The 13,889-nt window shown below is 58.9% G+C and carries 13 protein-coding genes and 1 pseudogene; 8 read left to right on the plus strand and 6 right to left on the minus strand.

Going from position 1 to position 13,889, the window contains the following annotated elements:
• Positions 1-11: 11 nt before the first annotated feature.
• The 4 genes from ACJ8HA_RS05990 to ACJ8HA_RS06005 are packed head-to-tail and all read left to right on the plus strand — an operon-like array spanning position 12 to position 3,941.
• On the plus strand, positions 12-1,349 hold the full coding sequence (locus tag ACJ8HA_RS05990; RefSeq protein WP_060447190.1) for an LLM class flavin-dependent oxidoreductase: 1,338 nt from the start codon (positions 12-14) through the stop codon (positions 1,347-1,349).
• Positions 1,350-1,366: 17 nt separating this feature from the next.
• Positions 1,367-2,281 carry an ABC transporter substrate-binding protein gene (locus tag ACJ8HA_RS05995; RefSeq protein WP_049204005.1) on the plus strand — a complete coding sequence of 305 codons (915 nt, stop codon included), beginning with the start codon at positions 1,367-1,369 and terminating at the stop codon, positions 2,279-2,281.
• Positions 2,278-3,183 carry an amino acid ABC transporter permease gene (locus ACJ8HA_RS06000; protein WP_025302790.1) on the plus strand — a complete coding sequence of 302 codons (906 nt, stop codon included), beginning with the start codon at positions 2,278-2,280 and terminating at the stop codon, positions 3,181-3,183. The genes ACJ8HA_RS05995 and ACJ8HA_RS06000 overlap by 4 nt, the downstream gene beginning before the upstream one ends.
• Positions 3,180-3,941, plus strand: a complete 762-nt coding sequence (locus tag ACJ8HA_RS06005) for an amino acid ABC transporter ATP-binding protein (protein WP_025302789.1) — start codon at positions 3,180-3,182, stop codon at positions 3,939-3,941. Before ACJ8HA_RS06000 ends, ACJ8HA_RS06005 begins: the two co-directional genes overlap by 4 nt.
• 39 nt (positions 3,942-3,980) lie before the next feature.
• On the opposite strand, the gene ACJ8HA_RS06010 is transcribed toward ACJ8HA_RS06005, so the two are convergent.
• From ACJ8HA_RS06010 to ACJ8HA_RS06020, 3 genes are all read right to left on the minus strand, one after another.
• Entirely contained in the window at positions 3,981-4,118 is a 138-nt protein-coding gene (locus ACJ8HA_RS06010) for an AcrZ family multidrug efflux pump-associated protein (RefSeq protein WP_016927779.1), read from the minus strand.
• Between the two features lie 193 nt (positions 4,119-4,311).
• Positions 4,312-4,782, minus strand: coding sequence for an Rrf2 family transcriptional regulator (locus ACJ8HA_RS06015; protein ID WP_025302788.1), 471 nt, complete (start codon positions 4,780-4,782; stop codon positions 4,312-4,314).
• Positions 4,783-4,912: 130 nt separating this feature from the next.
• Entirely contained in the window at positions 4,913-5,308 is a 396-nt protein-coding gene (locus ACJ8HA_RS06020; RefSeq protein ID WP_260514892.1) for a DUF427 domain-containing protein, read from the minus strand.
• 231 nt (positions 5,309-5,539) lie between these two features.
• Here ACJ8HA_RS06020 and osmB point away from each other — a divergent pair, with 231 nt between their 5' ends.
• Entirely contained in the window at positions 5,540-5,752 is a 213-nt protein-coding gene (gene osmB, locus ACJ8HA_RS06025) for an osmotically-inducible lipoprotein OsmB (protein ID WP_004940700.1), read from the plus strand.
• A 154-nt stretch (positions 5,753-5,906) separates the two neighbouring features.
• Here the strand turns inward: osmB and ACJ8HA_RS06030 are convergent.
• Positions 5,907-7,454, minus strand: a pseudogene (locus tag ACJ8HA_RS06030) (methyl-accepting chemotaxis protein).
• A 414-nt stretch (positions 7,455-7,868) separates the two neighbouring features.
• Here ACJ8HA_RS06030 and ACJ8HA_RS06035 point away from each other — a divergent pair.
• Complete coding sequence (locus tag ACJ8HA_RS06035) at positions 7,869-9,107, plus strand: hypothetical protein (RefSeq protein WP_442515253.1); 1,239 nt, start codon at positions 7,869-7,871, stop codon at positions 9,105-9,107.
• Between the two features lie 49 nt (positions 9,108-9,156).
• Entirely contained in the window at positions 9,157-9,552 is a 396-nt protein-coding gene (locus tag ACJ8HA_RS06040) for a polyketide cyclase (protein WP_025302784.1), read from the plus strand.
• A gap of 6 nt (positions 9,553-9,558) precedes the next feature.
• On the opposite strand, the gene ACJ8HA_RS06045 is transcribed toward ACJ8HA_RS06040, so the two are convergent.
• Both ACJ8HA_RS06045 and mrdA read right to left on the minus strand, forming a co-directional pair.
• Complete coding sequence (locus ACJ8HA_RS06045; RefSeq protein WP_025302783.1) at positions 9,559-11,277, minus strand: penicillin-binding transpeptidase domain-containing protein; 1,719 nt, start codon at positions 11,275-11,277, stop codon at positions 9,559-9,561.
• Positions 11,278-11,384: 107 nt separating this feature from the next.
• Positions 11,385-13,310, minus strand: a complete 1,926-nt coding sequence (gene mrdA, locus ACJ8HA_RS06050; RefSeq protein ID WP_442515254.1) for a penicillin-binding protein 2 — start codon at positions 13,308-13,310, stop codon at positions 11,385-11,387.
• Positions 13,311-13,606: 296 nt separating this feature from the next.
• On the opposite strand from mrdA, the gene ACJ8HA_RS06055 reads away from it, so the two are divergent.
• A complete protein-coding gene (locus ACJ8HA_RS06055; protein ID WP_046898399.1) occupies positions 13,607-13,888 on the plus strand; it encodes a YjcB family protein in 282 nt (93 codons plus the stop codon).
• The last annotated feature ends 1 nt before the right edge of the window (position 13,889 follow it).

Here is a 13,889-nt window from a genome sequence, read left to right on the forward strand (position 1 = left end):
CAGGAATAATTATGAGTACTTCACCTTTAACACCATCGCGCCAACTCCGTCTCGGCCTGTTCGTTCAGGCGCTGGGACACCACATCGGAGGATGGCGCGCACAAGGCGCCAGCGGTTCACCGACCGATATCGACTGGTTCACCTGGATCGCAAAAAAAGCCGAAGAAGGCACCTTCGATATGTTCTTCGTCGGCGACGCGTTGGCAACCAGCGTGCACCGCCTGCCCTCGACGATGTCACGCCTGGAGCCGCTGACGCTGCTGGCGGCGCTGGCGGTTAACACCCGCCATATCGGGCTGGCGGCGACCGCCTCCACCACTTTCGATCAACCTTTCCACCTGGCACGCGCCATGGCCTCCATCGACCATATCAGCCACGGCCGCGCCGCCTGGAACGTGGTGACCTCTTTCTCCAGCGATGCGGCGCGCAATTTCAGTCGTGAAGACCTGCCGTCGCACGCCGAACGCTATGAAGTGGCGCGGGAATTCCTCGAGGCCAGCTACAAACTGTGGGACGGCTGGGAAAAAGACGCCATCGTGCGCGATAAGCAAAATGGCGTATACGCTATCGACGAGAAAATCCACGCCGCCAACCATAAGGGCAAGCATTTCTCGGTGCAGGGCCCGCTGAATATTTCCCGCTCGCCGCAGGGGCGGCCAGTGATCATTGAGGCCGGCTCTTCCCCGGCCGGCCAACAGTTGGCGGCGGAAACCGCCGAAGTGGTGTTCACCGCCGCCGCCAGCCTGGAAGAAGGACAAGCTTTCTACCGCAGCCAGAAAAAATACGTGGCCGACGCCGGCCGCAACCCGGACCACCTGCTGATCCTGCCAGGTGTGATGCCGATTGTCGGCCGTACCAAAGAAGAAGCGCAGGAAACCTGGTATCAGCTGAATCAACTGGTGGATATCGATAACGGCATTGAGCAGCTGTCGGCGCGCTTTGGCTTCGATTTGAGCGATTACCCGCTGGACGGCCCGGTGCCGAACGTGGGCGCCACCGAAGGCGGCCAAAGCCGCGTGAAACTGCTGACCGATCTGGCCGCGCGGGAAAACCTGACGCTGCGCGAGCTGGCGGCCGTCGCGGCCGGTTCGCGTGGCCACCGCGTGGTGGTAGGCACCGCCGCAGAGATCGCCGACGACTTCCAGCTGTGGCTGGAACAGCAAGGCGCAGACGGCTTCAACATCATGCCGGCGGTGTTGCCCAACCAACTGGAACTGTTCGTCGAGCTGGTGATCCCGGAGCTGCGCCGCCGTGGCCTGTTCCGTGAAGAGTATCAGCATGCAACCCTGCGTGAAAACCTGGGCCTGCCGGAACCGGCAATCAACTTCGCTAACGTAAAATCGGCTTAATCCGCAGGGAAATCATGATGAAAAACACATTCAAACGCACCGTACTGTCCCTGCTGTTGGCTTCCTCCACGCTGGCGCCGTTGGCCGCCGGTCATGCCGCTGAAGGCGATGTTCCCTTCAAGGCGGCGGTGAAAGCTGCCGCCGATCCGGCGCTGCACGACAGCCTGCCTGACGCTATCAAAAAGGCCGGCTATATCGTTGCCGGCACCAACCCGAACACCCCGCCGACCACCTTTTACCAGGCGGACAACAAAACGCTGGCCGGGCGTGAAATCGACGTGATGAGCGCAATTGCCGATCGCCTGGGCGTGGCGATCCATTGGAAGGACACCGGCGGTTTCGACAACATCATCCCCGGCCTGAAGTCCGGCCGTTATGACGTCGCGCTGGCCAACATTGACGCCAACAAAAAGCGCTTCCAGCAGGTGGACTTCGTCGGCTATTACAACGCTTCCAAACTGGCCTTGATCGCCCGCAAAGACGCTGCGCTTGGCCCTTACACCGAGCTGGCCCAGCTGTGCGGCCAGACCGTCGGCGCCGGCGCAGGTACCTCGCAAATCACCCGCCTGCAGCAGGCCAGCGATCAATGCGTCGCCGCCGGCAAGCCGGCCATCACCATGCCGATCTTCCCGGACCGTCCGGCCGGGGTGCAGGCGGTGATCAGCGGCCGCGTGCCGATGTTTTTCGGCCCGTATGAAGGGCTGCGCTACCAGGCCACCCACGTCAAACCGCTGACGCTGGCCGGTGATATCAACATCGACGGTACCACGGTGGCCATCGCCCTGCCGAAAGGCTCCGAACTGGTGAAACCGGTGCAGGCGGCGCTAAATTCGCTGATCGCCGACGGTAGCTACCAGAAAATCCTCGACGGCTGGGATATCGGTTTTGGTGCCGTGAAAACCGCCGGCATCAATGAAGAGATCGCAAAATGAGTGGGCAATACCCTGTCGACGACGCGGAACTGAGCATCGTTGGCCACCGGCATTACGGGCGCTGGCTCAGCGCCCTGGTTGTACTGCTGATCGTCGGCGTTATCGTCAATTCCATGCTGCACAACCCGCGCTTTGAATGGTCGGTGGTGGCGGAAAATCTTACCGAGGCGTCCATCCTCAACGGCGTGCTCATGACGCTGAAGCTGACGGTAATTTCGGTGGTGTTCGGCTTCGCCGGCGGCGTGCTGCTGGCGCTGATGCGCCTGTCGGCCAATCCGGTATTGGTGGCGGTAAGCTGGTTCTACACCTGGTTCTTCCGTGCAGTGCCGATGCTGGTACAGCTGTTCCTGTGGTACAACATCGCCGCGCTTTATCCCCGCATCAGCTTGTGGATCCCGTTTCTGGGCGAAGTCGCCAGCGCACCGACCAATACCCTTATCAGCACCTTCAGCGCCGCGGTGATTGCGCTGGTGATGCATCAGTCGGCCTATGCGGCGGAGATCGTGCGTGCAGGCATCCAAAGCGTCGGCAGCGGCCAGTTGGAAGCCGCCAAAGCGCTGGGCTACCGTCGTGGGCAAATCCTGTGGCGCGTGGTATTGCCGCAGGCGATGCGCACCATCCTGCCGCCGGCGGGCAATGAGGTGATCGGGCAGTTGAAAACCACCGCGGTGGTGTCGGTGATTGCCCTGCAGGACGTGCTGTATTCGGCGCAGATCATTTACCAACGCACCTACGAGGTCATCCCGCTGCTGCTGGTCGCCACCCTGTGGTATCTGGCCATGACTTCGATTCTGTCGATTGGTCAATACTACGTGGAGCGCTATTTTGGCCGCGGCACGCAGGCAACGCGCAGCGGCCGGTTCTTCCTCAACCGCAAAGCCCCTCAGGGAGGTGAACAATGAGCGCATCTATCCACATCAACCGGGTGCGGAAATCCTTTTCCGGCACCGACGTGTTGAAAAACATCAGCCTGACCATTCCGGCAGGTTCGGTAACGGTGATCCTCGGCCCTTCCGGCTCCGGCAAATCCACCCTGTTGCGCTGCATCAACCACCTGGAAAAGCTGGACGGCGGCACCATTCGTGTTGGCGAACAGCTGATCGGCTATCGCCAAAAAGGCCGGCATCTGTACGAGCTGAAAGAAGCCGAGGTGGCCGAACAGCGTAAAAGCATTGGCATGGTATTTCAGCAGTTCAACTTGTTTGCACACCGCACCGTGTTGCAAAACGTCAGCGACGCGCCGCTGCGGGTGAAAAAGGAAAAAAAAGCCGAGGTGCAGGAACGGGCGAAACAGCTGCTGACCCGCGTCGGGCTGGAACATCGCATCAACGCCTGGCCGCGTGAACTGTCCGGCGGCCAGCAGCAGCGCGTCGCCATCGCCCGCGCGCTGGCAATGAACCCACAGGTGTTGCTGTTTGATGAACCGACCTCCGCCCTCGATCCTGAATTGGTTGGCGAAGTGCTGCAGGTGATGAAAGACTTGGCGCATTCGGGCATGACCATGGTGGTGGTCACGCACGAAATCGGCTTCGCCCGCGAAGTGGCCGACCAGATTGTCTTTATGGATCAGGGAAAGGTGGTTGAAACGGGCAGCGTGCAGCAGGTTCTGGATGCGCCGGGACATGAGAGGACGCGCAACTTCCTGGCGACGGTATTGTAACCCTCCGTCAGGGGGCGTTGCGTCCCCTGACGTTCAAATTCAGCCGTTATTTTTTCTGCCGATAGCGGAAAAGACGTTGAACACTTCACCCAGGCCGTAAATCGCGCCGAGCAAGACGGCCACCATTACCGGCACCAGGACCACCACGGTGGCCAAGCTTTCAATCATTTCTAACATCGTTCTCTCCTGGTTTATAAGCACAGCGAATCTACGCCGGAAGAAAAGGTTTCCGGCCAATCGATCGATTATCGTGGGGAGGCAGTCTAAAACGTGAGCTACATCACACTTGATGCGAGCTAATGTAACTTACACAATTACATTAACGCAATGCAAAAAATGCTCTGCGCGTAGCGGGAATTTGCGTGGTTTTTTATTGCGTATCCGCTTGATATTGCGGTGAACAAGGGACAAAAGGATAGCCTGCGCACCGTTCGACCTGCCCGGCCATTTCGGCGATGCTGGTTTGCGCCAGGCTGGCTTCCAGCGCGTGACCGACGCGTGCAAATTCTTGCTCCAGCACCGGGGTAATGGCGTGGCCGATATAGCACGCATCGTTAGGCCGGGTACGGTGCAGCATGAAATACGGTTGATCCTCTACCGCGCGATACACGTCCAGCAGCGAGATCGTTTCCGCCGGCCGCGCCAGCAGCGCCCCACCGCCTTGTCCCATCTGTGAATAGGTCAGCCCGGCCTCCGCCAGCGCGCCGAGGATGCGCCGTACTACCGTCGGATTCGTGTTGACGCTGCGCGCGATGTCTTCGGAACGCACCGTCTGGCCACGACACAGCGTGATATTGGTCAGAATATGGATGGCAACGGCAAATCGCGTAGAGGTAGACACCTTGGCACCTGCTCAGAGTTTCGTTTATGTCGGATTAAAACATAAGGAAAGCGTATCAATTTACGGTAATACACATAATGAGTAGGGATAATGAGAATGTCAACCTGCCCCGCCCGATGGCGGCGGCGGCTCACGCTTCTGTGCGGATCTCCGTCACTTTATCGGGATAAAATGCCAGATGATCCTTGATCGCTACCACGGCGTTGTAGGGCATTTCATAACTCCAGGCCACATTGGCCTCCTGCTCGCCGTTAAGCACAAGGGAGAAATAACTGCAGTCGCCCTTATAAGGGCAGTAGCTGACGTGCTCGTTTTTCTGCAACAGCGCCCGATTCACATCCTCACGCGGAAAGTAAAACACCGGCGGATAGGTGGCTTCCTGCAGGATGAGCACGTTGCGGCTGTCGGCCAGGGTCTGACCGGCTGCACGCACGACAACCCGCGCCGGATGGCGGGTCAAGGTGATTGGGTGGTCCGGGCCGGGGGTTTTCACCGGTTTGCCGGATGCGGAAACGAGATCGGACATGGCGGCCTCCAGCGTGTGCGCCCCGCACCCCGCGAGGCGTCTTTCCAGTATAGACCCACGATTTTACCGGCGGCCGCACATTCGGCGAGCAATCGCTTTTCACCGCCGCAAAATTAAGAATTTTTACCTGTTCGATTTTCTTACGGAGGAATACATTCATCCCAACTTCTACCGGCAGGTTAATCGGATTATTTTTAATCCATTAATCAGTCAATTTACCAGGAACTCATTATGAATATTAAACGTGCCGCAGGTGTGTTGGTGGTGGTGATGGCAACGCTTTCCGTTACCGCATGTGGGCATATGTCCAATCGCGATCGCAACACGGCGATCGGCGCGGGCGTCGGTGCAGTCGGCGGTGCGGTGCTGACCGACGGCAGCACGCTGGGTACCCTCGGTGGCGCGGCGCTGGGTGGCATTATCGGCCACCAGACCAGCCGTTAATCATCGCGTTAAAATAATCTCTGCAGGCCGGCATTTTTTTAATCCATAAGCGCCGGTCTGTTTTTTATTTATCGAAATAACGTCCCTCAGCGGTGGAAAATAATAAATAACGTTTAGCGCAGCTTTATTATTCATTAACCTGCGTCAGGGTTATTTATTGCACAGGCAGCCTGAAACGCGCCATCGCTTTTTCCAACCGTTCCGATTCGCCCTGCAGCGACTGAGAAGCGTCGGTCACCGCGTTCACCACGGCGCCGGTTTGTTGCACCACCTGATTCAGCGCCGCAATGCGCGCCGTCACGTCCTGAATGCTCTCCCCCTGATTGAAAGACGCCTGCGAGATTTCCCCCATCAGGGCACTGCATTTGTTCACCAGATCGATAATCTGGCGCAGGTTGCCGGTCAGCAGATCCACCGCCTGCGAACCTTGATCGATTTGCTGCAGTGAACGGTTGATCAACTGCTGAATATCGCGCGTCGAATGGCTGCTCTTTTGCGCCAACAGACCCACCTCTTTGGCTACGATGGCAAAGCCGCGGCCGTGAACGCCGGCATGCGCGGCCTCGATTGCCGCATTCAGCGCCAGAATATGGGTCTGGAACGCCACGCTGTCGATCAGCGCGACGATGCCACGCATCTCGGCCGATTGGTTGACGATCCCTTGGATTGAAACATTGACGGTTTCCATCATCTGCTCACCGGCGCCGGCGTACTGCCGGGCTTGTTCGGTTCGTTGGCTGGCCTGCTGGGCGTATTGGCCGTTTTCTTCCACCCGCGCCGCCAGCTGCTGCACGTGCTCGGTCGCCAACTGCAATTCGCCGTCCTGCTTCGCCGATTGTGCCGTCAACTGGCGATTGCCGTCCGCCAGCCGGCCGACGCCACTCAGGATCCCGCTCGCCGCATTGCGCACCTCGCTCACCAGCCGCTGCAGGCCGTTTTGCATATGGCCAATGCTGGTCTGCAGCTGACGCATCTCGCGGTTCAACGCCCGCTCAGGCGGCAGCGGCCGCGAAAGATCGCCGGCGGCCAGCACGTTGAGGTGCGCGATTGCCCGCTGCAGCGGTGCGATAACCCAGCGAGAGACGCCGACCCAGACCCCCACGGCAATCAGCGCCAGCGCCGCCAGCGCGCCAAACGCAAAGATCTTGGCCTGCTCCAGCGCCGCCAATTGCCGCACGTTGACGTCATCGCCACGCCGCTCGTTCAGCGTCTGGTAGGCAAGATACTTCTCGTTGAAATCCGCCTGAAACGCCTGGATCGGCACGGCGAAAAACGCATCGACGCTGGCGCTGCTTTGCAACCCTTGCGCCTGTTCCTTCAGGCCGTCATAGAACAGACGATAGCTGTCTTTCAGGGCGCCCGTCGCTTCGGGCGCAGCCGTGCTCAAGCGCTCGAACCGGGCAAAGGCCTGCTTTGAAGCCGCCAACGCCGCCAACGATTCATCCAGCAGGCTATGCCAACTGCCCTCGGAGCCGGTGGCTTTATCCTGCAGATAATAGATGCCCGCACGGTTCAGGGTATCGCTGGCCGTCAGCAGCGACAGTCAGGCGCGATCCATTGTCGCCTGCTGGCGATGCAACGCATCGCCTGTCACCAGATTAACCTTGGCGTCGCGCAAAATATTGGAAATAAATAGGGTGGAAAACAATTGCAGCAGAGAAAATAGCGCGATAACGCAAATTACCCCGCTTAATAAGCCCATGCTCTTGCCGAAGCCAAACGCACGCGGTAGCGCTGCCGCAGGTTTTACCCTGCGGCCCAGTGTCAGTTTTATGTTCATGATTTTTAGTCAGTCATACCAGGATGCCGCGAGTCTAACGGGCATTGATGACACGACTATTTCAGCCTGCTCTGTATTGCCCCCTCCGGCCAAGACAACCCAATAATCGGTATTGCCCGTCAACTCTCATTTTTATTTCTTGACTTGTTTAATACCGGATTTATAGTTTTCCTATTAAAAAATAAACAAAGTTTCATATATTAACCGGCGCGGAATTTAATATATGAAACGCTCAATAAAATCGTCTCAAATATAAAACCGATGAGCGTAAATGCCCTGTTCACAGGTGAAACTCGCTCGCCTTAATAAACAGTCTATTTTCTTCAGGGGCCTGCTATGCGCAAGATCACGCTTTGTTTTTTCCTTGTTTCACCAGTGAGTTATGCAACCGTCGCCGCATTGCCCAACGATGCTGCCACCACCGCAGCGCCGGTAAAAAAAAGCCGTCCGGCATTTCCGCATATTCATTGGCAAAGCGAGGATAATAAAAAGAATATTGATATCGGCGGCGCACTGCGCGCCAATTATCGCTATGAAGACTGGCACAGCAGCAATTATCGGAATCCTCCGCATTTACGCTTTGACGCTTTTCGCATCGATGCCGTCGGCCAGGTAAACGATGCATTTTTCGATGGCGGATTCTGGTTTCAGGATCGGCGCAAATACGCCATCGACCGCGCCTATGTCGGCTATCACCTGTCTGAACGTTCCGCCGTGCAACTGGGCGCGCCGTTCAAACCGTTCGGCCTGATGCCCTACCCGCAGTTCGGCTGGTCGTACGGCATTCCGTTTTACCTCGGCTTTGGCGTCAACACCGGGCTGGGCGCCAAATACCAATATCAGCATGACGATTGGGCCTTCGACGCCGCCTATTACCCGCGCATGATGCCGACCGGCGTGCGTTACGCCCCCGACGTCGCCAGCTACGACGATTTGAAAAACACCAACTATGCGTCACAGCACCTGCAGCGCAACGAAAAACGCGATCAGATAAACCTGCGGCTGACGCGCGCTTTCCACCAGGGCGGCTGGGACAATGAGCTCGGCGGTTCGCTGGCAGCCTCACGGCTCTACAACCAGGCTACCGGCGATAACGGCAGCTTCTGGGCGGCGGGCCTGCATACGCTGGTGAATAACGATCCCTGGCATCTGTCCGGCCAGGTGATCCGCTACGGTTACGACGCCAAAGGCCCGGCCGGGGCCAACAATTCGGTGATCCGGATGGGCGGCAACGGCCTGACGCCGGCCTATCTGATCCCGTCGCAGGCCACCACCGCCGCCATCAACCTGGCGCGCGACGTCGACGTACCTTGGGGGCCGGTGAAAAAGCTGCGGTTCTACAACGATTACAGCGTGCTCTGGAAGGATAAGCACGGCGGTTCCGACTCCAAAATGAATACGCTGGGGGTGCAGGTGTTCGCCATGCCGGTGATGCTGTGGGTGGATCTGACCTGGGCGCAGAACGCCAACCCGTGGGGCGGCGTGGAAAACGCCACCGGCTGGACCGGCACCCAGTCCTCCGGCAGCAATAAATGGTATTTTCGCACCAACGTAAACATCGGTTACTACTTCTGAGCGCGGCGGGATCTACACTGAAGTATCACCGCCAACCGGAGAAGCCACGATGCTGAGCGCGCAAACGCTGCATATTGCCATCAACCGCCCCTGTGACGAGGTGTACGCCTTTCTCAGCCAGCCGGAAAATTTCCCCTTGTGGGCCAAAGGGTTGGCCAACAGTTTACGGCAGGAAGATGAAGAATGGGTGGCAGACACCCCACAGGGAAACCTTCGTATTCGCTTCAGCGCGCCGAATGCCTTCGGCGTGCTGGATCATTGGGTGACGCTGCCGAACGGCGGCGTGGTCTACGTGCCGCTGCGCGCGCTCGCCAACCGGCACGGCACCGAGGTGATCTTCACCCTGTTCCGCCAGCCGGACATGGACGACGCGCTGTTCGCCCGCGACGCCGGGCTGGTGAACGCCGATCTGCAGGCGCTAAAGCGCCTGCTGGAATCGCGCTAATCCCCATCAGCCCTTGACCGACGACACCACGTTAAGCGGTTGGGCATCCGGCAGGATATTCATGTGCTCCAGCACCTGGGCCATGATCTTGCCGAACACCGGCCCCGCCACCGAACCGCCGAAGTGCTTGCCGGCTTTCGGGTTGTTGACCATCACCACCAGCGCCACCTGCGGATCGCTGGCCGGCGCCACACCGGCGGTGTAGTTGATGTAGCCGCCGTCGTATTTGCCGCTGGGGCCCATTTTCTCGGCGGTACCGGTTTTGATCGCCAGCCTATAGCCCGGTACCGCGGCGCTCACCCCGCTGCCGCCAGGCAAGGCGTCGCTCTCCATCATATGCACCACGGACCGTACCGTATCCGCCGGCAGAATACGTTGCCCCATCACCGGCGGCGTCACCTTGGTGATCGACAGCGGGCGATAAATGCCGAAGGAACCGATAGCAGCATATTCGCGTGCCATCTGCAGCGGCGTCACGCGCAGCCCATAGCCGAAGGAGAAGGTAGCGCGTTCGATATCGGCCCAGCGTTCACGGTGCTGCGGCAGATAGCCGCTGCTCTCGTTGCCGATGCCAAGCTCGGTTGGCCGCCCCAGGCCAAAGCTACGGTAGACCGCCGGCAGCACGGTGGCCGGCAGCGCCAGCGCAATGTGCGATACCGCGATGTCGCTCGATTTTTGCAGCACGCCGGTGATGGTCAGTTTCGACCAGTGGCCGACGTCTTTGATCAGGTGACCGTTCACCCGATACGGCGTGGTGTCCAACACGGTATCCGGCCGGATCAGCTTATGTTCCAACCCCACCATCACCACCACCGGTTTCACCGTCGAACCCGGTTCGAAGCTGTCGCTGCTGCACACGTTGCGAATGTCTTTCGCCGGCGTGCTGCCATAGTTGTTCGGGTTGAACGACGGATAGCTGGCCATGCCGAGGATTTCGCCGGTGTCGATCTTGACCAGTACCGCACAGCCGGAGTCGGCCTGGTTAGCCACCACGCCGTCGCGGATCTGCGCATAGAGCACGTACTGGATAAATTTGTCGATGCTGAGCGTCACGTTCGGCGGTGGCACCGGATCCACGCTTTTGAGCACGCCGATCACCGCGCCGCTGCCATCCTTCTGATAGACCCGCAGGCCGTTTTTTCCCTGCAACAGCGGGTTGAAGCCCAGCTCGATGCCCTCCAGCCCCTGATTGTCCTGGCCGACGATACCGATCAGCCCGGCGGCATCCTGGCCCATCGGATAAAAGCGGCTGAAATCCTGCTCGGCGCTGACGCCGGTCAGGTGCAGTTTGCTGATGTAGGCGGCGTTGTCGTCCTCCACCTTGCGCGCCAGGTAGACAAAACGTTTGTGCGCGTTGCTCTGGATCAGATGCTGTACGTCCGCCAGCGGGATCTTCAGCACGTTGGCCATACTCTGCCAGCGTTCGTTACCGGTATCGGTCTGGGTATCGAGAATATGCTTCGGGTCCAGCACGATGTCTTTGGACGACACGCTGACCGCCAGCGCCTCATCGTTGCGATCGGTGATCATAGCGCGGTTGGTCGGCACCACCTGGGTGCGGATCGAACGCTGGTCGGCCTGATCCGCCAACTGCTGGTGTTCCAGCAGCTGCAGGTAGCCGACCCTGAACGCCAACAGAAAAAAACAGACCAGCATGCCGGCGCAAATCCAGCCGAAACGAACTGTGGAATAGGTTTTACCGCTCTTTTTGGTCGATGGCGCCACTGTTGTGTTAACCCTACGTTTTTATTCGGTTTATGGTGTTATTTCAGTCTACCTTGCCGGAAATGGTCAGGAGATTGCAGTTTGTAAGAAAGTAAAAACAAACCGCATCACCGTTGCACATCCGCACTGTCGTTTAACTGCGGTTTACTTTGCGGCATATCACCGGGCTGTAGCGCGTTGGCCGGGTCAAAAATATGGTCGAGGATCGCGCGTGCGGTCGGCCCCGCCACCACGCCGTCGCCACCGCCGTTTTCCAGGATCAGCGCCATCGCCACCCGGGGGTTTTTGTAAGGCGCGAACAGCGTATAGAAGATGTGATCGCGTAGCCGCACCGGGATCATTTTGGCGTTGTAGGTCTGGTTTTGCTTCAGGCTGAACACCTGCGAGGTGCCGGATTTGGCGGCGATCTGGTACGGCGCGGTATGGAACAGCTTGTAACCGGTGCCGTTCGGCAGGTTGGCCATGCCGTACATGCCGTTGCGCACAATGCCCCAGTAAGGCGAGTGGGGATCACCGATCTGCGCCGCTTGCGCCGGCGGCTGGTAGCGCGTCACCCGGTTGCCCTGCTGCAGCGAATACAGCAGATGCGGCGTTTTCACCTGGCCGTTGTTGATCAGCGTGGTCAGCGCTTTTACCATCTGGATTGGCGTCGCCACCCAATACCCCTGGCCGATGCCCACCGAAACCGTATCCCCCTGATACCAGCCTTTTTTGTGCACCTTCAGCTTCCAGTCGCGGCTCGGCAGCACGCCGCGATACTCTTCGTTCAGATCGATGCCGGTGGACTGGCCGTAGCCGAACTGGCTCAGCCAGTGGTGAATACGATCGATGCCCATCTCATACGCCACCTGATAAAAGAAGGTGTCGGCGGACTCCTCGATCGCTTTGGTGACGTTGAGCATGCCGTGGCCGGTTTTCAGCCAGTCGCGGTAGCGGCGCTCAGTGCCGGGCAGCGTCCAGGTCGGCGCGCCGAAAAAGGTGGTGGTGGGCGTGATCACCCCGGCGAACAGCGCCGAAACGGCCATGTAGGGCTTCACCGTCGACGCCGGCGGGTACAGCCCCTGGGTGACGCGGTTGATTAGGGGCAGATCCGGGTTGGTCAGCAGCGCCTTATAGGCCTGATAGCCGATGCCTTTGACGAAAGGATTGGGATCGTAGCTGGGGCTGGAGACCATCGCCAGGATGCCGCCGTCGCGCGGATCTTCCACCACCACCGCGGCGCGCTGCCCCTTCAGCACCGATTCGATGTACTGCTGCAGCGGCAAATCCAGCGTCAGGTAGATGTTCTTGCCGGCCTTCGGCGGCTGCTCCTTCAGCAGGCGGATCACGCGCCCATGGTTATCCACCTCCACCTCCTGATAGCCGGTGGTGCCGTGCAGCTCGGACTCGTAATAGGCCTCGATGCCCTGTTTGCCGATGTTGCGATCGGCGGCATAGTTCTCGCTCAGCCCGGCCTTGTCCAGGCGCTTGAGATCGCTGTCGTTGATCTTCGACACATAGCCCAGCACGTGCGCCAGCTGAGCGCCGTAAGGATATTCACGCTGTTGATAGGTATCGATGGTCACCCCATCGAAACGGTATTGATTGACGGCAAAGCGCGCCACCTCGGTGTCGCTCAGACCGGTTTTTAGCGTCACCGGCTTGTAACGGCTGTTGTGGTGCATGTCATCGCGAAACGCGCTGATGTCCTCCGGCGTCAGGTCGACGATCGGCGTCAGCGCCTGCAGCAGCGCCGCCATGTCGGTGATTTTGCTGGGCGTGATCTCGATACGATACAGTGTCACGTTTCGTACCAGCGGAATGCCGTTGCGATCGAAGATCAGCCCGCGGCTCGGGGCGATCGGCAACATCTTGATGTCATTCTGGTTGGAGCGCGTCTGGTAAAAGCCGTGCTGGCGAATTTGCAGCCGGTAGAGATTGACGACCAGCGCGCCGAAACAGACCACCACCAGCGCCAGCGCCACGGCCGCCCGGCGGATAAACAGCATCTCTTCCGCGGAGTGGTCGCGAATTTTTTCTTTTAACAGGGCCATGCGGAGCCGATACCTTTTGCGTCACATTTCCCCGCAAAATCAGGGAACTGAAAAGCCGGCAAGCATAGCGTTATCGGGCGCGACGCCCCATGAAAAGGTTGCTAATGAAATGGCATAACTGTTTCAGCATATTGGAATGTTACCGGCGGCGATTTTTTCACCGCGCGCCCCATTGAGCCGCCGTTCCTCTCAATGCTACAATGTGATCCTTATCACACTATTACCGTTATTCTCCTCCGCATTTTCCTGTCGGCGCCCTGCCGGATGCGGCTTTTTGTTACATAGGATCGAGTTCGATGAGTACCATTGCCACCGGTTTAATCATGATGCGCTGGGAGTTGCTGAGCGCCGTGATGATGTTCTTCGCCAGCCAGTTAAACGTCGTTTGCCGTAAAACCAGCCGCAATGGCATGGCGTTCATGTTCAGCAGCCTGGGCCTGTTTACCGCCTGCTGGTTCGTGATGGGCCTGATGGGCATTCACTTCACCCTCGAAGCCTTCGCCCAATTCTGGTCATCGGCCTGGGATCGCTACGTGGACGTGGTCAGCACCATGCCGGTCGATTGGCCGATGCCGTAAT

The sequence above is a fragment of the Serratia sp. CY33802 genome, from assembly GCF_052169095.1.
Classification (GTDB): domain Bacteria; phylum Pseudomonadota; class Gammaproteobacteria; order Enterobacterales; family Enterobacteriaceae; genus Serratia; species Serratia bockelmannii.